General features: G+C 53.5%; 22 protein-coding genes. 11 read left to right on the forward strand and 11 right to left on the reverse strand.

The features are described 5' to 3' along the window. Positions 1–18 precede the first annotated feature (18 nt). Together purN and purM are read right to left on the reverse strand one after the other, a co-directional pair. Positions 19–657, reverse strand: coding sequence for a phosphoribosylglycinamide formyltransferase (gene purN / locus CWS43_RS04145; RefSeq protein WP_101075556.1), 639 nt, complete (start codon positions 655–657; stop codon positions 19–21). A 27-nt stretch (positions 658–684) separates the two neighbouring features. Next, positions 685–1722: a phosphoribosylformylglycinamidine cyclo-ligase gene (gene purM / locus CWS43_RS04150; protein WP_101075557.1), complete on the reverse strand. Its 1038-nt coding sequence runs from the start codon at positions 1720–1722 to the stop codon at positions 685–687. 292 nt (positions 1723–2014) lie between these two features. Between purM and upp the strand changes: the two genes are divergently transcribed. The 3 genes from upp to hda all read left to right on the forward strand — a co-directional run bounded on the left by upp (position 2015) and on the right by hda (position 4895). Next, complete coding sequence (gene upp, locus CWS43_RS04155) at positions 2015–2641, forward strand: uracil phosphoribosyltransferase (RefSeq protein ID WP_101075558.1); 627 nt, start codon at positions 2015–2017, stop codon at positions 2639–2641. A gap of 88 nt (positions 2642–2729) precedes the next feature. Then, positions 2730–4022: a uracil permease gene (gene uraA / locus CWS43_RS04160; RefSeq protein WP_101075559.1), complete on the forward strand. Its 1293-nt coding sequence runs from the start codon at positions 2730–2732 to the stop codon at positions 4020–4022. 165 nt (positions 4023–4187) lie between these two features. Beyond that, complete coding sequence (gene hda / locus CWS43_RS04165; RefSeq protein ID WP_101075803.1) at positions 4188–4895, forward strand: DnaA inactivator Hda; 708 nt, start codon at positions 4188–4190, stop codon at positions 4893–4895. 50 nt (positions 4896–4945) lie between these two features. On the opposite strand, the gene arsC is transcribed toward hda, so the two are convergent. Then, positions 4946–5302 carry an arsenate reductase (glutaredoxin) gene (gene arsC / locus CWS43_RS04170; protein WP_101075560.1) on the reverse strand — a complete coding sequence of 119 codons (357 nt, stop codon included), beginning with the start codon at positions 5300–5302 and terminating at the stop codon, positions 4946–4948. Between the two features lie 26 nt (positions 5303–5328). Continuing rightward, on the reverse strand, positions 5329–6861 hold the full coding sequence (locus CWS43_RS04175; RefSeq protein ID WP_198555777.1) for a M48 family metallopeptidase: 1533 nt from the start codon (positions 6859–6861) through the stop codon (positions 5329–5331). A 260-nt stretch (positions 6862–7121) separates the two neighbouring features. Between CWS43_RS04175 and CWS43_RS04180 the strand changes: the two genes are divergently transcribed. Beyond that, complete coding sequence (locus CWS43_RS04180; RefSeq protein ID WP_101075562.1) at positions 7122–8186, forward strand: AI-2E family transporter; 1065 nt, start codon at positions 7122–7124, stop codon at positions 8184–8186. A gap of 70 nt (positions 8187–8256) precedes the next feature. Here CWS43_RS04180 and bcp read toward each other — a convergent pair whose 3' ends face one another. Together bcp and CWS43_RS04190 are read right to left on the reverse strand one after the other, a co-directional pair. Further along, entirely contained in the window at positions 8257–8724 is a 468-nt protein-coding gene (bcp, locus tag CWS43_RS04185; protein WP_101075563.1) for a thioredoxin-dependent thiol peroxidase, read from the reverse strand. 25 nt (positions 8725–8749) lie between these two features. Then, positions 8750–9361 carry a glycine cleavage system transcriptional repressor gene (locus CWS43_RS04190; RefSeq protein ID WP_198555765.1) on the reverse strand — a complete coding sequence of 204 codons (612 nt, stop codon included), beginning with the start codon at positions 9359–9361 and terminating at the stop codon, positions 8750–8752. A gap of 100 nt (positions 9362–9461) precedes the next feature. Between CWS43_RS04190 and dapA the strand changes: the two genes are divergently transcribed. The 7 genes from dapA to ypfH all read left to right on the forward strand — a co-directional run bounded on the left by dapA (position 9462) and on the right by ypfH (position 16684). After that, entirely contained in the window at positions 9462–10343 is an 882-nt protein-coding gene (dapA, locus tag CWS43_RS04195) for a 4-hydroxy-tetrahydrodipicolinate synthase (protein ID WP_101075565.1), read from the forward strand. Positions 10344–10359: 16 nt separating this feature from the next. Continuing rightward, the gene (gene bamC / locus CWS43_RS04200) at positions 10360–11439 is read left to right on the forward strand and encodes an outer membrane protein assembly factor BamC (protein WP_101075566.1); all 1080 of its coding nucleotides are present in this window, start codon (positions 10360–10362) and stop codon (positions 11437–11439) included. A gap of 56 nt (positions 11440–11495) precedes the next feature. Next, positions 11496–12209 (forward strand): phosphoribosylaminoimidazolesuccinocarboxamide synthase, encoded by a 714-nt coding sequence (gene purC, locus CWS43_RS04205; RefSeq protein WP_101075567.1) that lies wholly within the window; start codon positions 11496–11498, stop codon positions 12207–12209. Between the two features lie 226 nt (positions 12210–12435). Beyond that, complete coding sequence (locus CWS43_RS04210; protein WP_101075568.1) at positions 12436–13314, forward strand: neutral zinc metallopeptidase; 879 nt, start codon at positions 12436–12438, stop codon at positions 13312–13314. A 114-nt stretch (positions 13315–13428) separates the two neighbouring features. Beyond that, a complete protein-coding gene (locus tag CWS43_RS04215) occupies positions 13429–13881 on the forward strand; it encodes a DUF441 domain-containing protein (protein WP_101075569.1) in 453 nt (150 codons plus the stop codon). 10 nt (positions 13882–13891) lie between these two features. Beyond that, on the forward strand, positions 13892–15925 hold the full coding sequence (locus tag CWS43_RS04220) for a tRNA(Met) cytidine acetyltransferase TmcA (protein ID WP_101075570.1): 2034 nt from the start codon (positions 13892–13894) through the stop codon (positions 15923–15925). A 108-nt stretch (positions 15926–16033) separates the two neighbouring features. Continuing rightward, positions 16034–16684, forward strand: coding sequence for an esterase (ypfH, locus tag CWS43_RS04225; protein ID WP_101075571.1), 651 nt, complete (start codon positions 16034–16036; stop codon positions 16682–16684). Between the two features lie 72 nt (positions 16685–16756). On the opposite strand, the gene CWS43_RS04230 is transcribed toward ypfH, so the two are convergent. From CWS43_RS04230 to dapE, 5 genes are all read right to left on the reverse strand, one after another. Then, a complete protein-coding gene (locus CWS43_RS04230) occupies positions 16757–17857 on the reverse strand; it encodes a phosphoserine transaminase (RefSeq protein WP_101075572.1) in 1101 nt (366 codons plus the stop codon). A 2-nt stretch (positions 17858–17859) separates the two neighbouring features. Next, positions 17860–19140, reverse strand: coding sequence for a RimK family alpha-L-glutamate ligase (locus CWS43_RS04235; protein WP_101075573.1), 1281 nt, complete (start codon positions 19138–19140; stop codon positions 17860–17862). A gap of 130 nt (positions 19141–19270) precedes the next feature. Continuing rightward, entirely contained in the window at positions 19271–19456 is a 186-nt protein-coding gene (locus CWS43_RS04240) for a YpfN family protein (RefSeq protein ID WP_101075574.1), read from the reverse strand. A 15-nt stretch (positions 19457–19471) separates the two neighbouring features. Further along, positions 19472–20146 carry a M15 family metallopeptidase gene (locus tag CWS43_RS04245; RefSeq protein WP_101075575.1) on the reverse strand — a complete coding sequence of 225 codons (675 nt, stop codon included), beginning with the start codon at positions 20144–20146 and terminating at the stop codon, positions 19472–19474. Continuing rightward, positions 20143–21270: a succinyl-diaminopimelate desuccinylase gene (gene dapE / locus CWS43_RS04250; protein ID WP_101075576.1), complete on the reverse strand. Its 1128-nt coding sequence runs from the start codon at positions 21268–21270 to the stop codon at positions 20143–20145. The genes CWS43_RS04245 and dapE overlap by 4 nt, the downstream gene beginning before the upstream one ends.

A 21270-nucleotide genomic window follows, 5' to 3' on the forward strand; every position in this document is an offset into this window, starting at 1 on the left:
TCATCGCGCTTAAGCAGGTTAATCCGCTGCGTAACCTTGCTCAGGTAGTGGATTGTTATCCAGTAACGCCTGGCCGTTTTGCAGAGATAAACGGCCTTCAACAAACCAGCTGACCACCAGCGGATAAATGCTGTGCTCCTGTGTTTGCACCCGCGCCACCAGCTCTTCTTCTGTGTCTTCGGTAAACACCGGAACTTTTGCCTGCAAGATGACAGGGCCACCATCGAGCTGCTCAGTGACAAAATGCACGGACGTACCGTGTTCCTGATCCTGATTTTCAATCGCCTGACGGTGGGTGTTAAGGCCCGGATATTTCGGCAACAGGGAAGGGTGGATGTTGATCATGCGCCCGGCAAAGCGCTGGACGAATTCGGCAGTCAGGATGCGCATATAACCGGCAAGTACCACCAAATCAGGCTGGAAAGTGTCAATCGCATCCGCAAGAGCAACGTCAAATGCCGCCCGGTCTTCGTAAGCTTTGACATCCAGAGAATGCGCCGGAATGCTGGCTAAACGGGCTCTTTCAAGCCCGTATGCTGCCACTTTATTACTAAAGACAGCGCAGATTTCTGCATTGATTCGTCCCTGCTGGCAGGCATCGATCAGGGCCTGTAAATTGCTTCCCTCGCCCGATACCAGAACCACAATCCTTTTCATTTCTATACCTGTCTTCAGTGAGTTGAATTACTGGATGACAACACGTTCAGCGGAGTCAGAGGCTTTAATGTAGCCAATTTTCCACGCTTTTTCGCCATTATCGTTCAGTAAAGCAATCGCCTGATCGGCCAGCTCAGCCGGAAGTGCAACCAGCATGCCGACACCACAGTTAAAGGTGCGGTACATTTCGTGACGGCTGACATTCCCGGCCGTTTGCAGCCAGGCAAAGACGTCCGGCCACTGCCAGCTTGATTCGTCGATGATCACCTGAGTATTTTCCGGCAGAACGCGTGGAATATTTTCCCAGAAGCCGCCACCGGTCAGATGAACAATGCCGTGAACTTCCACGTTTTCGATCAGATTCAGAATGGATTTTACGTAAATTTTGGTCGGTGCCAGCAAATGGTCGGCCAGCGATTTGCCTGCCAGAACGGTAGTTTCCGGATCCGTTTTGCTGACTTCCAGAATTTTGCGTACCAGCGAGTAGCCGTTGGAATGCGGGCCACTGGCGGCCAGGCCGATCAGCACGTCGCCGTCAGCCACTTTGCTGCCGTCGATAATTTCTGATTTTTCCACCACGCCGACGCAAAAACCCGCGACGTCGTAATCTTCACCGTGATACATCCCCGGCATTTCAGCGGTTTCGCCGCCGACTAACGCACAGCCAGACTGTTTACAGCCTTCTGCGATACCGCTGATCACGCTGGCGGCGGTGTCGACGTCCAGTTTGCCGGTGGCGTAGTAATCGAGGAAGAACAGTGGTTCAGCGCCCTGAACGATCAAATCGTTGACGCACATCGCGACCAGGTCGATACCGATGGTATCGTGGCGTTTTAAATCCATCGCCAGACGCAGCTTGGTACCAACGCCGTCGGTACCCGAAACCAGCACGGGTTCACGATATTTTTGCGGCAGCGCGCAGAGGGCACCAAAACCGCCCAGCCCACCCATAACTTCAGGGCGGCGAGTCTGTTTTACTACACCTTTAATGCGATCTACCAATGCGTTACCGGCATCGATATCTACGCCTGCGTCTTTATAGCTGAGAGAGGTTTTGTCGGTCACTGCGAAGTCCCCACGGCGGTTTGGGTTGGTGGTTGAAGAATAATGCGGGGCAATTCTAACAGTGGAAGCAAACGTTTGCGAGCGCCTTATTGACTGCGTCTATCTATACTGATTTTAGAAGCCCGTCAGAGTGCATATCCAAAGCCAGTCTGAGTGCAGCTAACACCGCTGCGTTTAGACTGACGAAGGATATGTTGATCCGGATCAGGCAATTGGCAGTGGCGTTCAAAAAAAATGGCGTTATAATCTCGCGATTTTTTTTTGCAGCCCAACCACCTTAGGAGAATAAATAATGAAGATCGTCGAGGTGAAACACCCGCTGGTGAAACACAAGCTGGGCCTGATGCGTGAAAACGACATCAGCACGAAACGTTTTCGCGAACTGGCTTCTGAGGTGGGTAGTCTTCTGACGTATGAAGCGACTGCCGATTTAGAAACTGAAAAAGTGACTATCGAAGGCTGGTGTGGTCCGGTTGAAATCGACCAGATCAAGGGCAAGAAAATTACCGTTGTGCCAATTCTGCGCGCCGGTCTGGGCATGATGGAAGGCGTACTGGAACATGTACCGAGCGCGCGTATCAGCGTAGTGGGTGTATACCGTGATGAAGAAACGCTGAAACCTGTGCCGTATTTCCAGAAACTGGTTTCTAACATTGAAGAACGCCTGGCGCTGGTCGTTGACCCGATGCTGGCGACCGGCGGTTCCATGATCGCCACCATCGACCTGCTGAAAAAAGCGGGTTGCCACAGCATTAAAGTGCTGGTTCTGGTGGCCGCTCCGGAAGGGATTGCCGCGCTCGAAGCTGCGCACCCGGACGTCGAGTTGTACACCGCCTCGGTGGATCAGGGGCTCAACGAGAAAGGCTACATCATGCCGGGGCTCGGTGACGCGGGTGACAAGATATTTGGTACGAAGTAAGCAAAAAAGCAATGAGCCGACTTTTAAGTCGGCTTTTTTTTGGTTTTCAAAACACAACACTACAACACACCTTAAGAGGATCACATCCATGACCCGTCGTGTCATCGGGGTAAGCGAGCGTCCGCCTTTGCTGCAGACAATCCCCCTGAGTTTTCAGCATCTGTTTGCCATGTTTGGTGCCACCGTTCTGGTTCCCATTCTGTTCAAGATTAACCCGGCAACGGTGCTGCTGTTCAATGGCATAGGGACTTTGCTGTATTTATTTGTCTGTAAAGGGAAAATACCGGCGTATCTGGGGTCAAGCTTCGCGTTCATTTCACCGGTGCTGCTGCTGTTGCCGATGGGGTATGAAGTGGCGCTGGGCGGATTTATTGCCTGCGGTGTGTTGTTCTGTCTGGTGGCGCTGATTGTTAAGAAAGCCGGGATTGGCTGGATTAACGTGATGTTCCCGCCTGCGGCGATGGGCGCAATCGTTGCCGTCATCGGGCTGGAGCTGGCCGGTGTGGCCGCCAACATGGCCGGTTTACTGCCGGCTGACGGTGCCGCCGTGGATTCCACCACGATCACGATCTCCCTGGTGACGCTGGCAGTCACCATTTTAGGCTCCGTGCTGTTCCGTGGATTCCTGGCGATCATCCCGATTTTGATTGGGGTGCTGGTGGGTTATGCGCTGTCCTTCTTTATGGGTGTTGTGGATGTTTCCGCGATTGCAAACGCGCACTGGTTTGCTCTGCCAACCTTCTATACGCCGCGTTTCGAATGGGTGGCGATCCTGACCATTTTGCCTGCGGCGCTGGTGGTCATTGCCGAGCACGTCGGGCATCTGGTCGTGACCGCGAACATCGTGAAGAAAGATTTGCTGCGTGATCCGGGTTTGCACCGTTCGATGCTGGCCAACGGTCTTTCTACCGTGTTGTCGGGTTTCTTCGGCTCTACCCCGAATACCACGTACGGTGAAAATATCGGCGTGATGGCGATCACCAAGGTTTACAGCACCTGGGTTATCGGCGGCGCGGCGATTCTGGCGATCCTGCTTTCCTGTATCGGAAAACTGGCGGCGGCAATCCAGGCCGTCCCTGTTCCGGTGATGGGCGGCGTTTCCCTGCTGTTGTATGGCGTGATTGGCGCGTCCGGTATCCGCGTGCTGATTGAATCTAAAGTCGATTACAACAAAGCGCAGAACCTGATCCTGACTGCGGTGATCCTCATCATCGGCGTCAGCGGCGCGAAGATCCACATCGGTGCGGCTGAGCTGAAAGGCATGGCGCTGGCTACGATCGTCGGTATCTTCCTGAGCCTGTTGTTCAAAGTAATCGAGATTTTCCGCGGCGAAGAACAGATCATTGATGTGGAAGACGAGCGGGAAAATCCGCCGGTCTGACGGTGATCATTCCTGGCCGGTTTGCCTGTACGCAACCGGCCAGGTGTTCGTATCGCAAGCGGTTGCACCCGGCACAGTTCATTTCACCACGGATCCTTGCTAGAATTCGGCAGTTCCTTTTATTGACGTGACAACATCTGCGGTCTTCATACCGCTTTGGTTGAGGTGCTTCTGAATACGCCGGCACAGCTTTCCCTGCCACTTTATCTTCCCGATGATGAAACCTTTGCCAGTTTTTATCCGGGGGAAAACCCTTCTCTGCTTTCTGCGATTCAGACCGCATTGCATCAGGAACACGGCACGTATATCTATTTTTGGTCCCGCGAAGGCGGCGGCCGGAGCCATCTTTTACACGCAGCCTGCGCCGAATTATCACAACGTGGTGAAGCCGTAGGTTATGTGCCTTTAGATAAACGCGCTTATTTTGTGCCTGAAGTACTGGACGGCATGGAACATCTGGCGCTGGTTTGTATTGATAATATCGAAGGGATTGCCGGGGATGATGAATGGGAAGCTGCCGTTTTCCATCTCTATAATCGCATTCTTGAAACCGGTCGCACGCGCCTGTTTATTACCGGCGATCGTCCTCCGCGCCAGCTGAATCTCAGCCTGCCGGATCTCGCCTCCCGCCTGGACTGGGGGCAAATCTACAAACTCCAGCCACTTTCTGATGAAGAAAAACTTCAGGCATTACAGCTGCGTGCCAAACTGCGCGGGTTTGAATTGCCGGAAGACGTGGGGCGCTTCCTGCTAAAACGTCTGGATCGTGAAATGCGGACATTGTTTATGACGTTGGATCAGCTCGATCGTGCGTCTATTACCGCGCAGCGGAAACTCACGATCCCGTTTGTGAAAGAAATTCTGGGGCTGTAATCCTGAAAAGTTCCGGGTTCGTGTGACGAACCCGGATTTGACGCGGGGAATCACAAAATCTCTTTCACCTGTTCCGGTGGCCGGCCTAAACGCGCTTTGCCGTTGGCGATCACAATAGGACGTTCAATCAGTTTCGGGTTTTCCACCATCGCCTGCAAAAGCTGAGTTTCACTCAGGTTTTTATCAGCCAGATTCAAGGTCTTATAAATCTCCTCGCCTTTGCGGATTAATTCCCGCGCTGAACTAAAGCCCAGTTTTTTCAACAGGCCTTGCAATGTCTCAACCGACGGAGGCGTATCGAGATAAAGGATAATCTCCGGAGAAATGCCTTCATCTTCCAGTAACTTCAACGTTTCCCGGCTCTTTGAACAGCGCGGATTGTGATAAATCGTCACTTCACCTGACATAATTTTCTCCCTGATAGATTCGGACGTCAGCCTTTCTGATACTGACGGAAACGCCCCTGCAACTGGCGGAGCTGATCGATACGGGCATCGTAACGGGCCTGCTCGAGGCTGCCCAATTTCTGCAATGCGCTGGCATTGCTCAGCATTTCAATTGCCTGATCCAGGCGCCCCACCAGCGCCATACTTTCAGCACGCGCGGCCAGTTCCTGCGCGCGCAGCCCTCGTGCAGCTGCGGCTTGCGACAATAAATCCCAGCCGTTCGGGTCACCCGGGTAATTGAATGTATAACGGTTGAGGATCTTCATCGCGTCAGCCGGTCTCGCACCCTCGAGATAGGCATTCGCCAGATTAAGTTGCAGCACGGCATTGGAACTGGTTGCCGCGCCGGCTTTCTCCAGCCTTGCAATGGCCTGTGGCGCTTTTTTACTGTCGATATCATTATCGGTCGCGAGATCGAGCAGCCATTCGTTACCCGGATACGCCACCAGCAGTGATTCAAGTATTGTGCGTGCCTGATCGTATTTTTTGGCTTTATAGAACTGCAGCGCCTGGCCATATTTCGACGCCAGCTGCTCGCGAACATTGCCATTCGCGAGTTTTTGCAAATAGTCATCGGTCAGCGGGAAGCTGTCAGAGCCGTACATACCGAGAATTCGCACCTTCGCCATCAGATAATCTTGCGAAGATTGAACGATGGGATGTGGCATCTGGTTAGCGCGGTTACGGATGTCAGAGAGGCGGCTGTCGGGCAAAGGGTGGGTCAGCAGCATTTCCGGCGGGCGTGTGGAGTAGCTCGCCTGATCTGCCAGTTTTTGCAAAAAGGCCGGCATTGCCTGCGGATCAAACCCTGAACGCTGCAACACCTGAATGCCAATACGATCGGCTTCCTGTTCGTTGGCCTGCGTGAAGCTGATCATCCCCTGTGCGGTTCCGGCCAGCGTGCCGGTCAGCGCCGCCATCCCCATTTGCGGGCTGGCCATCGCCAGGAGAATCGACCCCAGCGCCCCTACCCAGGTCAGCGGCGCATTGCGCTGCTGGTCTTCCATCGCACGCGCCAGATGGCGCTGTGTCACGTGGGAAATTTCGTGCGCCATGACAGAGGCCAGCTGACTTTCATTGTCGGTATAGCGGAAAAGCGCGGAGTGCAGCACCACGTTGCCGCCGAAGAAAGCAAATGCGTTCAGCTCATCGTTATTAACGATAAAGAAATGGAAGGGTGTACGAACAGAATAGGCATGCGAAACCAGGCGCTGTCCCAGTTCGTTAATGTATTGATTGAGCAGCGGATCGTTAATCAGCGGTGTGCTTGCTCGCATCTGGCGGACATAAAAATCGCCCATCTGCATTTCCTGATTGATACTGAGCGTGCCCCCTGCGGTGGTGCCGATATCAGGTAACTGGTCGCTTACCGGCGGGGCTAAAGGCGATGCCGTGTTTTTGGAGGCCCCCGCAGGCGTTGACCAGAACGAACTGTTGTCAGCGCCTGCGGGAAGGACTGTGCCAGTGAACAGGCTGCCCAGGCATAAGGCAATTACTGTTTTTTTCAACCGCATTACCATAAACATTTGCTTCCCAATAAGTTAACCGTGATGCCGATAAGCTTTAAAAGCTTTTCTTCCATGAAGATTAAGGATGTACGTTATTTTCTGGCGCTTTTCTTTGCGCCGATCCCTATAGTAGCTATCCTCGTCAAAGTTTAAAACACTCCAGAGCTACAGGAGTGTGACAACGAATTTTTGAGATAGTTACTTGTGTCTGGGTGCGCAGGGAACGAACAGCGCACACCCGCCAGGCCCGGAAATTACAGGAGCGTCATCTGATGTTGGACATGTTATTACAGTGGTATCGCCGGCGCTTTACCGATCCGCAGGCTATTGCGCTGCTGGCGATTCTGGTCGCGGGCTTCTGCATTCTTTATTTTCTTAATGGCATTCTTGCTCCGCTGCTGGTTGCGATTGTGCTGGCGTATTTGCTGGAGTGGCCAACGGTTCGTCTCCAACATTTTGGGCTATCCCGTACGCCGGCGGTCAGCGTCGTACTGATTATTTTTGCGGGTATTTTGTTGCTCGGAATGTTCGTCGTCGCACCGGTGACGTGGCAGCAGGGGGTTAATCTGCTGGCGGATTTACCGAGTATGCTTAACCGTTTCTACGATTTTGCCGCGACCTTGCCCAAACGTTATCCGGCGCTGGTGGATGCGGGCATTATCGATATGATGGCGGAAAATATGCGTAGCAAATTATCCGGGCTGGGCGAGTCGGTAGTGAAATATTCACTTGCGTCGCTGGTCGGGTTGTTGACGCTGGCGATTTACCTGATTCTGGTGCCGATGATGGTCTTTTTCCTGTTAAAGGACAAAGAGCAAATGCTGAATGCCGTGCGCCGCATTCTGCCTCGCGATCGTGGCCTGGCCGGGCAGGTTTGGGAGGAAATGAACCAGCAAATTACCAACTATATCCGTGGCAAAGTGCTGGAAATGATCATCGTTGGTGTAGCGACCTATGCCGTATTTGTCGTGATGGACCTGCGCTATTCGCTGCTGCTGGCCGTTCTGGTCGGTGTGTCGGTATTGATTCCGTATATCGGTGCAATGCTGGTGACCATTCCGGTGGTGATTGTCGCGATGTTCCAGTGGGGATTGGGGGCTGATTTCTGGACGCTGATTGTCGCGTATCTGGTGGTTCAGGGATTAGACGGCAACGTTATTGTGCCGCTGTTGTTCTCGGAAGCGGTAAATCTGCATCCGCTGGTGATTATCCTGTCAGTCGTTGTATTTGGCGGGCTGTGGGGGTTCTGGGGGGTGTTCTTTGCAATCCCGCTGGCGACGCTGGTCAAAGCCGTGGTTCACGTCTGGCCGGATGAATCCCTGAACGAAACGGTCTGAGTTTTTGCCCGGAAATGGAAAATAAAAAAAGCGCGTCTGCGCTTTTTTTTGTCCACCCTGACCCCTGACGTTATTTACCGTTCAGGTACGCCATTACGATGTCATGGTGATTGGTGGTTTTGAAATCGTCGAACACTTTTTCTACTGTGCCATTGCCGTCAAGCAGGAAGCTGATGCGATGGATCCCGTCATAGGTTTTCCCCATAAAGGATTTCTCGCCCCAGACACCAAACTGCTCGCAGACCTGGTGATCTTCGTCGGACAGCAGCGTGAAGTTCAGCAGCTCTTTCTCAGCAAAGCGTGACAGCTTTTCCGGTTTATCTGTGCTGATCCCCAGCACTTCAACACCGGCGCTTTTTAACTGATCCATGTTATCGCGCAGTCCACAGGCTTGCACGGTGCAGCCCGGAGTCATCGCTTTAGGGTAGAAATAGACCAGGACTTTCTGTCCCTGGAAGTCGGCCAGATTAATTTGTTCACCATCTTGATCGGGCAAACTAAATTGCGGCGCAGGGTCACCGGCTTTCAGTGGGCTCATTGTCTTTCTCCATATCTCGTAGCTGTTACTGCAGTTTATCTTCATTCTCAGAATAACTAACGACGTTAATACTGCCTTGCGCATTCAGTTCTGTACATAGCTGATGGAACGCTTGCTCAATAATTGCCGGGTCGGTATTGGCGGCACTGTGCGCGGTCATCTGAATAGATAACTGCGCAGGCGTGGTCGCATCGGCCGGACGTGTTTTTGACGCAAGTTCGGCGATATTCATCTGATGTGTATCGAATAAATCAGTAAAACGCTCAATCAGATGAGGGGAGTCTTTGACGTCAACTTTCACCCAAACCGTCGCAGGCATCGGCGGGCGTTCATGTGCGCTGGTACGTTTCATCACAATCAATAATTCCAGCTCTGCGCCTTTTTGCGGCAGGGTTGACTCGATAAGCGTGATGGCATTCCAGCTGCCTGAAAGTAGCATGATAAACGTAAATTCATCGCCGAGCATCGCCAGGCGGCTGTCTTCGATATTACAGCCGCAGCTGCTGACCTGACGGGTGATGGTGTTCACGATACCCGGGCGATCGGCACCTAACGCGGTGATAACCAGATAATGTTGTTGTGGCTGCGGCAAAATGAGTCTTCCTGTCGTGCTTGGGAGTATTCCCAAGGTAAACATAAAAAAAACCGCCGGACAAGCGCTTACCGCTCGTTGTTTGCTTGCTTTTGCAGTGGTGTCAAAAGTACCATGAGTGACCTGTTTGTGGAGGGGAAGGTCAATGTTTACGGGAAGTATTGTTGCACTGGTTACGCCGATGGACACCAAAGGTGCTGTCGATCGCGCGAGTCTGAAAAAACTGATTGATTATCATGTGTCCAGTGGTACTGCGGCGATCGTTTCCGTTGGCACGACCGGCGAGTCGGCCACGTTGAGCCATGAAGAACACGGTGACGTGGTGCTTCAGACGCTGGAACTGGCCGATGGGCGCATTCCTGTTATCGCAGGAACGGGGGCAAATGCCACCGCCGAAGCGATTTCTCTTACGCAACGTTTTGAAAAAAGTGGTGTTGTTGGCTGCCTGACGGTCACTCCTTATTACAACCGTCCGACTCAGGAAGGTTTGTATCAGCATTTCAAAGCCATTGCTGAAAATACCTCTCTGCCGCAAATTCTCTATAACGTGCCTTCACGTACCGGCTGCGATATGTTGCCGCCGACCATCGCGCGTTTAGCAAAATTGAAGAATATTGTTGCTGTTAAAGAAGCAACAGGGAACTTAAGTCGTGTTAGTCAGATCCAAGTGCTGGTTGATGATGAAGATTTCATTTTGCTGAGCGGCGATGACGCCAGTGGACTGGACTTTATGCAACTCGGTGGCAAAGGCGTTATTTCCGTTACTGCCAACGTAGCTGCCCGTGAAATGGCACAACTTTGTGAGCTGGCTGCACTCGGTAACTTTGCCGAAGCGCGTCGCCTGAATCAGCGCCTGATGCCGTTGCATCAGAATTTGTTTGTAGAAGCAAACCCAATCCCGGTGAAATGGGCCTGTAAGGCACTGGGATTGATGGCAACCGATACTCTGCGTCTGCCTATGACGCCGTTAACAGATGCTGCCCGTCCGGTCGTGGAAGAAGCATTAAAAAGCGCCGGTTTGCTGTAACTCTTAGGAAGATTTGATGGCCTCTTTATTTGACAAGAACAGTTTCCAGATGACCCGATTGCAAAAGACAGCCGTAGCGAAAGTGGTCGGGGTATCCCTGATTATGCTGCTGGCGGCCTGTTCAAGTGACCAACGTTACAAGCGCCAGGTGAGCGGCGATGAATCCTACCTGGATGCGGCTGCTCTGCATGAGCTTAAAGCACCGGCAGGGATGATTTTGCCTGTGCAGAATGGGACTTATGATATTCAGACTGGCACCATGCAGGGGGCTGTCGGTAAGCAACTCGACATCCGTCCACCATCCCAGCCATTGGCCTTGCTGAATGGTTCGCAGACACAGTTCGCGGGCGATACCAGTACTGTACTGCTGGAAAACACTGCGCAAAACCGCGATTTGTGGAACAGCGTAGTGAAAGCTGTTGAGCAAAATAAATACAAAATTGCCAGCCGCGATGATGCTAACCAGACTCTGTCTACCGATTTCGTTGACTGGAATCGCGCGGATGAAGATTTCCAGTATCAGGGCCGCTATCAGATCAGCGTGAAACAGCAGAGCTACCAGTTAGCGCTGACCGTGAAAACGCTTGAACTGAAACAGCAGGATAAAGCCGTGACTTCTACTGCGGAAATCCAGCGTTATAATAGCCAGATGATGAACTCCATCACCTCGAGCCTGGACAAAGTGCAGCAGGATACTCAGGCGCGCCTCGACAACCGTCGCGTGGGTGAGATTGACGTCCAGAGCGGTGCCGATGATACCGGTCTGCCGGTGCTGATCGTCCGCGCAACTTACGGCGTTGTTTGGGATCGCCTGCCGAATGCCCTGGCGAAAGCCGGTATGAAAGTGACTGACAGCAGTCGTCCGCAGGGGACGTTGTCAGTGACTTATAAACCGCTGAACGACGACGCGTGGCAGACACTGGGTGCGAAAGATCCGGGGCTGACTTCCGGTGATTACAAACTTCAGGTCGGTGACCTCGACAACCGTAGTAGCTTGCAGTTCCTTGATCCGAAAGGACATGCTCTCAGTCAGTCGCAAAACGATGCGATGGTGGCGGTCATGCAGGCCGCGTTTAGCCAGAGCAGCGCAAAATAATACCAAGGGGCTCCGGCCCCTTTTTACATCTGTTTTTTCCACTGGAGTAAGTAAAGATGCAAAAGTTAGCTGAGTTGTATCGCGGCAAGGCGAAAACCGTCTACACCACCGAAAACCCGGACCTGTTGGTACTGGAGTTCCGTAACGATACGTCAGCACTGGATGGTCAGCGTATTGAGCAGTTCGACCGTAAAGGGTTGGTTAATAACAAATTTAACCATTTCATCATGGCTAAGCTGGAAGAAGCGGGTATTCCTACTCAAATGGAACGCCTGTTGTCTGACACTGAAGTGCTGGTGAAAAAACTGGATATGGTCCCGGTTGAATGCGTTATCCGTAACCGTGCTGCTGGTTCGCTGGTAAAACGTCTGGGCATTGAAGAAGGTCTGGAACTGAACCCGCCATTGTTCGATCTGTTCCTGAAAAACGATGCGATGCACGACCCGATGATCAATGAGTCTTACTGCAAGACCTTTGGCTGGGTGAACGAGGAAAACCTCGCACGCATGAAAGAGCTGAGCTACAAAGCCAACGACGTTCTGAGCAAACTGTTTGACGATGCGGGTCTGATCCTGGTCGATTTCAAACTGGAATTCGGCCTGTTCAAGGGTGAAGTTGTGCTGGGTGATGAATTCTCACCGGACGGCAGCCGTCTGTGGGATAAAGAAACCCTGAACAAGATGGACAAAGACCGTTACCGCCAGAGCCTGGGTGGCCTGATCGAAGCGTACGAAGAAGTCGCGCATCGTATCGGTGTCAAACTGGACTAACCGACGACTATTTTTTTAGCCGGGGTGCGCAATCGTTTACGCGGTGCAGACCGGTGTTTAACGGGTGATGAAAATCATCACCCGCTCTTTTCTTTACGTTTTATTTTCTGTTTCCCTCACTGTTTTATTTCATTTAAATATTCCTCGCCTAAAATTACGCCCCTTCGCAGATGGTATTAATCGTTTGTGCTGGCTAGTCTTTAAAAAAACAGTCCGGAGGTGGGATATGCGTTGGCAAGGGCGTCGCGAAAGCGACAATGTAGAAGACAGACGCGGAGAAGGATCTAACGGCGGGCCGGGAATGGGCGGAGGCGGAATACGCATTCCTGTCCGTGGCAAAAGCGGCATTGTGATTATTATCGTGGTGCTGGTGGCGGGTTATTACGGCATCGATCTGACGCCGCTGATTGACGGCGGTCAGTCCGGCGACATACAGCGGCAGACGCAATCGCAATCCATCAGCCCGAAAGATGACGAGCAGGCAAAATTCACGTCCGTGATCCTCGCGTCAACAGAAGACACCTGGAAAGCCATTTTTCAGAAAGAGGGAATGACCTACCGCGAGCCGAAACTGGTGATGTACCGCGGCGCAACCCGAACCGGCTGTGGCACAGGTCAGTCGGTCATGGGGCCATTTTATTGCCCGGCTGACAGCACCGTTTACATTGATCTGTCCTTCTATCAGGATTTGCAGAATAAACTCGGCGCGGGCGGCGATTTTGCGCAGGGTTATGTGATTGCACACGAAGTCGGCCATCATGTGCAAAATCTGCTGGGCACAGAGCGTAAAGTCCGGCAGTTGCAGCAGGGCGCTTCGCAAACTGTGGTGAATCAGCTTTCCGTAAAAATGGAACTTCAGGCCGACTGTTATGCCGGTGTCTGGGGCCACGCGATGCAGCAGCAAAACGTTCTTGAACAAGGCGATTTAAAAGAAGCGCTGGATGCCGCGCAGGCCATCGGCGATGACCGTTTGCAACAGCAAAGTCAGGGGCGCGTGGTGCCAGACAGCTTTACGCACGGCACGTCCCAACAGCGCTATACCTGGTTTAAACGTGGGTTCGACACCGGTAATCCTGACCAGTGCAATACCTTCGCCAGCCGCTGATTAGATGAGAATAAGCTCTGGTCTGCCAGTAAAAACTGTTCAATAATCAATGTCCGACTCTGAGAGGCTCGCTGAGCCTCTCTTTCATCTGCATGTTGAACCGCTGGGAACGCCATGGCTTTTCTCGATCCAACCCTTTTAATTCTGCTTGTTTTTGCCGGTCTCGGAATTATCAGTCACAACAGTGCCGTCACTATCGCAATGTTTTTCCTCCTGACTGTGCGCATTACACCGCTCAACAATTTCTTTCCGTGGATTGAAAAATACGGCCTTACCATCGGTATTATTATTTTAACCATCGGCGTGATGGCGCCGATTGCCAGCGGCAAGATCAGCGCCAGTACGGTGGTGCACTCTTTCTTCCACTGGAAATCCATTCTGGCGATTCTGGTAGGTGTGCTGGTGTCATGGCTGGGCGGGCGCGGTTTAACGCTGATGGGTAGCCAGCCGCATCTGGTGGCGGGCCTGCTGGTTGGCACGGTGCTGGGCGTGGCGATGTTTAAAGGCGTACCGGTCGGACCGCTGATTGCGGCAGGCCTGCTGTCGATGCTGGTGGGAAAAACCTGAGCGGTAACCCATGGATATTACGCTAAAAAATACCCTGCAACGGCAGATGCTTGAACAAGGCGTTCGTCGTCTGCTGGTTTTCAGCGGCGAGGCCACGTGGTGTGCCGCACAGGCGGAGCAGTTCGCGCAAGGGCAACCTGGCGACTGGGTGTGGGTCGGCGGGAATTCCCCGGCAGGCGCGCAGTCTGTGACTTTTTCTGCAGTACACATGTTGCTGGGGCAGGAAAAACTGCACGGCGTATTCGACGCGCGAACCGGGCTGAATGCCGACGCGCTGGCGGTGTTTTCCGGCATTCTGAAAGCGGGAAGCTGGCTGATTTTACTGGTGCCTGAATGGGATGACTGGCCGCAGCGTCCTGATGCCGACAGTCTGCGCTGGAGCGAACAGCCGCAGGCGATCCCGGCTCCGCGTTTTATCCAACGCTTTCAGACTTTATTGCAAAGCCTTCCTGAAATTTCTGTATGTCGCCAGAATGCGGCTTTAGCCATTCAACCTTTATCGCCCGCCGTTCCGTGGACGCCCCCGGACGGCCAGCCAACGCCTCAGCAACACCTGATTTTACAACAGCTGATGAACGCGGACTCCGGCGTCTGGGTGCTGACGGCGCCGCGTGGTCGAGGGAAATCAACGCTGGCGGGAATGTTGACGAAACAGTGGCCGGGCACCTGCTGGATAACCGCACCGGGCAAATCTTCTGCAAACCAAATTCTCAGTCATCTGCCGGAGTCAGCCCGTTTTATCGCGCCGGATGCCTTGCTCGCATTATGTGACGCCGGGCCGGTGACGGACGCCGACTGGCTGATAATCGATGAAGCGGCGGCGATCCCCGCACCGATGCTGTCGGCGCTGATTGCGTCGTTTCCTCGTGTTTTACTTTCCACCACGGTTCAGGGCTATGAAGGCACTGGCCGCGGTTTTCTGCTCAAATTCTGCGCCTCGCTGCCGCACTGGCATGATTTGCGTCTGACCGAACCGGTCCGCTGGTCCGCAGGCGATTTGCTGGAGCCGTTCATCAGCGAGTTATTGCTGTTTTCGGAAGAAATTCCCGCCGGAGATACCACGACAGGAATGTCCGAAATATTCTCCATCGATGCCGGCGACTGGCTGCGTGAACCTGCGCTTTTACAGCAGTTTTACGGTTTACTGACCAGCGCGCATTACCGCACCTCGCCGCTGGATTTACGCCGCCTGCTCGATGCTCCGGGCATGATTTTCAGTGCCGCGCGGCAGAAAAACACGCTGACCGGTGCGCTGTGGCTGGTGGAAGAGGGCGGGCTGAGTGCGGAACTGGCGCATGAAGTCTGGGCCGGAAGGCGGCGTCCGCGCGGGAATCTGGTCGCACAATCTCTTGCCGCGCACGCCGGTTTCCCGCAGGCAGCGGTTTTGCGTTCGCGTCGCATCAGCCGTATTGCTGTTCATCCGGCGTTCCGGCGTCTGGGCATCGCCCGGGCGCTGTTGTTGGCACAAAAACAAAGTGTGCAGGATGCGGGGCTGGATTTTTTGTCCGTGAGCTTTGGTTATACGCAAGAGCTTGCCGCATTGTGGCAGCAGGCCGGTTTCCGTCTGGTGCGCGTGAGTACGCAGAAAGAAGCGAGCAGCGGATGTTATGCCGCTATGGCGCTGTTACCGTTAAGCCGTGCCGGAAAGGCGTTGACGGATGCCGCAGAGTCGCAGCTCAACCGTGACTGGCGCTGGCTGGCACCTCAGGTGGAGCTGACGTTGAATTTGGCCGACAGCCCCCAGCCTGATGAGCCTGACTGGCGTGAGCTCGCAGGATTTGCTTTTGCGCACCGCCCGCTGGAAAGCAGTTTACCTGCGTTAAATCGCCTGTTGCTGAGAAGTACTTTGCCTCTTCCTGCGCTGCGGGCTTCCCTGCAACAGGGGAAAAGTACGGCTGAAATTGTGCAAACGCTGGGGCTTTCAGGCCAGAAAGAATTGCTCGTACGCTGGCGTCAGGAAACACGGCTGGCGATGGAAAAAGCTGACGCAGCCGCCTGCGAACGCTGGCAACAGTTTGTCATCAGCCCGTATTCTGATGAATAAGCAGGCCGTTTCATTGCAAAAAATGGAAAGACTCGTTCAATAAAACCCGATTTCACTGACCGGCGGCCAGCGTATAGTGAAGGTATTAACCTAAAACGGGAGAAAACAATGAGCTCAGAACAGATCATCGTGCAACAGCCGGAAGAACGTGCTAACCAGCTGATTTTATTATTTCATGGTGTGGGTGATAACCCGATTTCCATGGGCGAAATCGGTAAGTTTTTCGCGACTTCATTTCCGCAGGCGCAGGTGATCAGCGTCGGCAGCCCGGATATTTGTGATTTTGGCCGTGGCTTCCAGTGGTTCTCTGTGCAAGGTGTTACGGAGCAAAACCGCCAGCCGCGCGTTGATGCTGCGATGCCTGTATTTATCGAAATTATTCGTGACTGGCAGCAGAAAACCGGTGTGACGCCGGAACAGACTACATTGGTCGGCTTCTCTCAGGGAACGATTATGGCGCTGGAATCGACCAAAGTGGAAGAGCATCTGGCTTCACGCATTATTGCGTTTAGCGGGCGTTTCTCTAATCTGCCGGAAAAACCGATTGCCGCAGGCACGGTGGTGCATTTCATCCACGGCGAGCAGGATCCGGTGATCAACCCGTTCCAGTCGAAAAGCGCGGCAGAACGCCTGAAATCGTTAGGCAATGAATGCACGCTGAATCTTCAGCCGGGTATGGGGCACGGGCTGGATTCACATATGATCAACACCGCGATTGCCCATCTGCAAAATTACGAGCCTAAATCGCATCAGCACTGATTTTCCCCTGATTTCATAAAAAACGCCTCCGCCGGATAACCCGCGGAGGCGTTTTTGTCGCTGTCAGGAGGATTATTTACGGTTTTTGCGCATGAAATCATCCATGAAGTTGGTCAGTTTCTCCGCGGCAGGCAGTGACAGTGCATTATAGATAGAGGCACGGATCCCCCCGATGGCGCGATGACCGGCCAGGCCAGAGAAACCTGCTTCATGGCTTTCCGACAGGAATTTTTTAACCAGTGTTTCATCCGGCAGTTTAAATGCCACGTTCATCTGTGAACGGTCTGCGACACTGCTCCAGCCATTGTAGAAACCGTCACTGTTATCGAGCATGGCGTACAGCAATTCGGCTTTATGGCGGTTGGTTTGCGCCATGTTTTCCAGGCCCCCCACGTCGTTGAGCAGCCAGCGGGTGACCAGCAGAACCACGTAAATTGCAAACACCGGCGGCGTATTCAGATTGGAATGGGATTCCACCTGGCGGCGGTAATTCAGGAACGATGGCAATTCTTCAGACGACGCTTTCACCACGGTGTCATGCACCAGCACGATAGTGACGCCTGCCGGGCCAATGTTTTTCTGAGCATGCGCGTAAATCACTGAGAATTTATTGGCATCGCAAGGCTTTGACAGGAAATCTGAGGACATATCGCAAACACGCGGGACGTCGTCGCGACCCAGGATACGCTGGAACTGCAACCCTTCAACGGTTTCGTTCGAGACGTAATGCAGATACGGTGCGTCCGGCGAAAACTCCAGTTCGTCATCCGCAGGCAGACGGTTAAAACCACAAGACTCACCGCTCCACAGTACTTTAACCGGGCCTTCACGACGCGCCTCGGTCACCACTTTGCTGCTCCAGTAGCCGGTATCGAGGTATTCAGCCGCATGCTTCTGGCCGCGAAGCAGCGTCATTGGCACCATCGAGAACTGCTGAGTCGCGCCCCCCTGCAGGAACAGGATGTGAAAATCTTTCGATAATCCCAGCAAAGTACGGATATTGTTTTCGGTTTCTTCAACAATCGCGGCAAACCAGTCAGAGCGATGGCTGATGCCGAGAATGGACAGCCCGACCTCCGGCACTTCTTTAATTGCGGCTTCAACCTGTGCGAGAACCGTTTCCGGTAATGCCCCCGGACCACCTGAGAAATTCAGAGCGTTGCGTGAAATCATGTTTATTCTTGTCCTGTTAGCGCATCAGCAGATGTATCGGTGTGCGCAAAGGCACGGGATAAAAGCAAATTGCGGCATGCTGTTTTAACTTTATTCATATGAATTTGTTTGTGCGGGAACATCACTTCCAGGTCCATGGCATGGACAACCATTGCCGGATCAATTTCAAATACCAGCAGCGTGCCTTCCGGCGTTTCACTACAATCGATACCCAGATAATCGAGCTGCGTGGTTTCGTAAATGGCCTTCAGCGCCTGTTGATGGCGGGCCGCAAATTCTTCGAAATGGTTCAGGAAATCAGCTTCTTCTTCGCGCTTCTTCTGGTCTTCGTACATGAAAGCATTGACGTAATGCACCATCCAGTGCGACGAAATTGCCATATGGCAGGCATAGGGCACACCGCTGATCAGTGAAATCCGGTACTTGCGAAACTGACCATCTTCGTTGCTGTAATCGATAAATTTTGACAGGAAATAGTCTTCGACCTGGACGCGAGCCAGATACCCGGCCAGTTCATCCTGGCGGGCGATTTTTTCCAGACCGTGGCCACCATGCGAACCCGCAGGGCGCAGGATCACCGGGAAGTGAGTGTCCGGCAGCGTCTCGCTAAGCACGGTTGTTCCGTCCGCGATGGCCGACAGCGTGGAAAATGTGACCGGATGTGCCTGCGCAATGGTCAACCCCGGTTTGTTCTGCAACAATTTGCTGGCCGTATGGCGTTCAGAGTTTGGGATATGCTGTGGCGCATTGATGACCGGCACTGGCCACTGATTCGTGATGCTTTCAAGTTGCTGTAGCAGGAACAGGTTTTCGGTGGTTGCGCTGATGCCAACCATCAGTAAATCGTGTTCAGGGATCGGCGCTTCGAAGGGCGCTTGTGGCGTAATGTAGTAATAAATCAGCTCGATATCGCTGTTTTCCAGCAGGCAATCGAGAGGCACATTGGCAGAGAGCGTGCCAGGTACCATCAGCATCAGTAAACGTAATTTTGCCGGGTGCCGCGCGGCTCTGAGGGTATAAACCTGTTGCATCGCCAGTGCCTGTTCCTGAATAGTCAGGCCCAGTTCAGTGCGTTGCAGGCACAGCATGACGGTGGACAGATTCATCCACAATACTGCGTCATCAGGAGTTTGTTGAGCGCGCGCGACCAGCTCTTGTGCTATCTGAGTGCATTCATCGCCCGCAATACTCATGCGTAAAAATGGCGCCAGCCCGAGAAACTGTGTTGCATCAAAAGGCTCAGACGCAGCCTGATCGGGGTGGGGAATATGTAATGTTTGCAATGGACTTGTTCTCTCCGTGCATCGGTTTCACGTCGCATGATATCGGGCAGGGAGAAAGTCAATCGGCGGAGAATCGCTACAATTTCCGCCGACTAATATTGATTAGATCTTTTGGCAGGGCAGTCTGGCGCTACTTTTTCTTCGGCCAGTCATCATCTTCATCCCATTCTGCATTATTATCGCGATGCGGTGGGATCTCCGGTTTATCTTTCAGATATTTTTTCACATCCACGCGGTTCAGCTCTTTGATGCCACTGATGAACATACCAACCAGAATGATCAGAACGATCCACCAGTAATCTTTAATCCACTCCATGGCGTGCTCCTTAATTTATGTAGGGTTTAGGGCGATAAAACGCGGAAAAATTGTCGCTATCTCACTGATGACCCAGTCAGAGCCGGCGATATCCTGGCCCTGCCACGCGCTGATAAGCACTTCCGGCGTCAGCTGTGATTCGCACTGCTGTGCCAGAGGGCGATAACTCAGGTGCCAGGGTTCAACGGCAACGCCGCCACGATCCTGCGCAAAAGGCCGGTAAAAGCCAAACGTTTCCATGTGCGCCGACATCCAGAGGTTCAGCGGATGAAAATAGCCGTTTTCCTCGTATTCCCACGGCTCCAGTTGCAGCGTCCGGCCTTCCGGCAGCAGAGACGGGTCGTAAACATCCAGATCGCTGCCCCAGTGGTGGCGGCTTGCGCCCGGCAGTGCCGACCAGCGCAGGATCAGTTCACAACGTTCAGCGGCAGACAACGTGCTGATGTCCACCGGCTGGCTGTTCTTATCTAATACTGGTCGCTCGCCGCGAAATTTGCCATTCCAGATGGCCTGCTGGCGACTGAAATCACGAAAAGTACTGGCGGGCTGCAAATTAAACCCGGCCTGCGCCGCTGCTTTTTGCATTTCTGCAAAGGCACCGGCGGCGGCTTTTTGTAACCGGTGCGGGCCTTCGCCCAATGTGACCAGATGCGCGTCTGAGCGGCCGGTCAGCATTTCGTGGCTGATCATGCGACTAACTGTTCCATGATGCGCTGATACATACGGCTGAGAACCTGCAAATCGGCGGCATGTACGCATTCGTTGATTTTGTGGATGGTGGCATTCACCGGCCCCAGTTCAACCACCTGAGCGCCCATCAGCGCGATGAAACGCCCGTCGGAGGTTCCGCCGGTGGTTTGCAGTTCTGGCGTGATTTCGCTGTAGTGGCGAACGGCATTCACGACGGCGTCAACCAGTTCACCGCGCGAGGTCAGGAACGGCTGGCCGGACACCACCCAGTTCAGGGTGTACTGAAGATTGTGGCGATCCAGCAGTTCAGCGACGCGCTGCTTAATGATGGCATCGGTCAGTTCCGTGCTGAAACGGAAGTTAAACTGCACATACAGCTCGCCGGGGATCACGTTATTGCTGCCGGTACCGGCGTTGATATTGGCGATTTGCATGCTGGTCGGCGGGAAGAATTCGTTGCCGTTATCCCAGACCGTTGCGACCAGTTCGTTGAGCGCTGGCATTGCGCGGTGCACCGGATTATCGGCCAGATGCGGATAGGCAACATGCCCCTGAACGCCATGCACGTGCAGGTTAGCGGTCATCGAGCCGCGACGGCCATTTTTCACAATATCGCCCACGCGCGTGGTGCTGGACGGCTCGCCGACCAGACAAAAATCCAGGCGCTCTTTGCGTTCCATCAGGGCGTTAACCACTTTGACGGTGCCGTTCACGGCGCTGGCTTCTTCATCGGAAGTGATCAGAAACGCCAGACGGCCTTTGTGATTCGGGTTTGCTGCCACAAAACGTTCAGCCGCGACCACCATCGCCGCCAGCGAACCTTTCATATCGGCAGCGCCACGGCCATACAACATGCCATCGCGCAGGGTCGGCTCGAACGGGCCGGTCACCCACAGATTGTGATCGCCGGTGGGTACGACGTCAGTGTGCCCGGCAAATGCCAGGGTTTTGCCTTCACCGCGCGTCGCCCAAAAATTCAGGGTATCGCCAAAATGCATCGGCTCAACGTGAAAACCCACGGCCTGCAGGCGGGCAATCATAATTTCCTGGCAGCCTGCATCGTCCGGGCTGAGGGAAGGGCGGCGGATTAACTGCTGGGCTAAATCGAGAACCGGACAACTCAT

Origin of the sequence: Rahnella sp. AA (genome assembly GCF_002834385.1) — a bacterium.
In the GTDB taxonomy this organism is placed as follows: Bacteria; Pseudomonadota; Gammaproteobacteria; order Enterobacterales; family Enterobacteriaceae; genus Rahnella.

Excerpts from the sequence above, each read along its gene's own strand:
- purN (WP_101075556.1), bottom strand. The coding sequence starts at position 657 with ATGAAAAGGATTGTGGTTCTGGTATCGGGCGAGGGAAGCAATTTACAG.
- upp (WP_101075558.1), top strand. The coding sequence starts at position 2,015 with ATGAAGATCGTCGAGGTGAAACACCCGCTGGTGAAACACAAGCTGGGC.
- uraA (WP_101075559.1), top strand. The coding sequence starts at position 2,730 with ATGACCCGTCGTGTCATCGGGGTAAGCGAGCGTCCGCCTTTGCTGCAG.
- arsC (WP_101075560.1), bottom strand. The coding sequence starts at position 5,302 with ATGTCAGGTGAAGTGACGATTTATCACAATCCGCGCTGTTCAAAGAGC.
- CWS43_RS04175 (WP_198555777.1), bottom strand. The coding sequence starts at position 6,861 with ATGGTAATGCGGTTGAAAAAAACAGTAATTGCCTTATGCCTGGGCAGC.
- CWS43_RS04180 (WP_101075562.1), top strand. The coding sequence starts at position 7,122 with ATGTTGGACATGTTATTACAGTGGTATCGCCGGCGCTTTACCGATCCG.
- bcp (WP_101075563.1), bottom strand. The coding sequence starts at position 8,724 with ATGAGCCCACTGAAAGCCGGTGACCCTGCGCCGCAATTTAGTTTGCCC.
- CWS43_RS04190 (WP_198555765.1), bottom strand. The coding sequence starts at position 9,361 with ATGTTTACCTTGGGAATACTCCCAAGCACGACAGGAAGACTCATTTTG.
- dapA (WP_101075565.1), top strand. The coding sequence starts at position 9,462 with ATGTTTACGGGAAGTATTGTTGCACTGGTTACGCCGATGGACACCAAA.
- bamC (WP_101075566.1), top strand. The coding sequence starts at position 10,360 with ATGGCCTCTTTATTTGACAAGAACAGTTTCCAGATGACCCGATTGCAA.
- purC (WP_101075567.1), top strand. The coding sequence starts at position 11,496 with ATGCAAAAGTTAGCTGAGTTGTATCGCGGCAAGGCGAAAACCGTCTAC.
- CWS43_RS04210 (WP_101075568.1), top strand. The coding sequence starts at position 12,436 with ATGCGTTGGCAAGGGCGTCGCGAAAGCGACAATGTAGAAGACAGACGC.
- CWS43_RS04215 (WP_101075569.1), top strand. The coding sequence starts at position 13,429 with ATGGCTTTTCTCGATCCAACCCTTTTAATTCTGCTTGTTTTTGCCGGT.
- CWS43_RS04220 (WP_101075570.1), top strand. The coding sequence starts at position 13,892 with ATGGATATTACGCTAAAAAATACCCTGCAACGGCAGATGCTTGAACAA.
- ypfH (WP_101075571.1), top strand. The coding sequence starts at position 16,034 with ATGAGCTCAGAACAGATCATCGTGCAACAGCCGGAAGAACGTGCTAAC.
- CWS43_RS04230 (WP_101075572.1), bottom strand. The coding sequence starts at position 17,857 with ATGATTTCACGCAACGCTCTGAATTTCTCAGGTGGTCCGGGGGCATTA.
- CWS43_RS04240 (WP_101075574.1), bottom strand. The coding sequence starts at position 19,456 with ATGGAGTGGATTAAAGATTACTGGTGGATCGTTCTGATCATTCTGGTT.
- CWS43_RS04245 (WP_101075575.1), bottom strand. The coding sequence starts at position 20,146 with ATGATCAGCCACGAAATGCTGACCGGCCGCTCAGACGCGCATCTGGTC.
- dapE (WP_101075576.1), bottom strand. The coding sequence starts at position 21,270 with ATGAGTTGTCCGGTTCTCGATTTAGCCCAGCAGTTAATCCGCCGCCCT.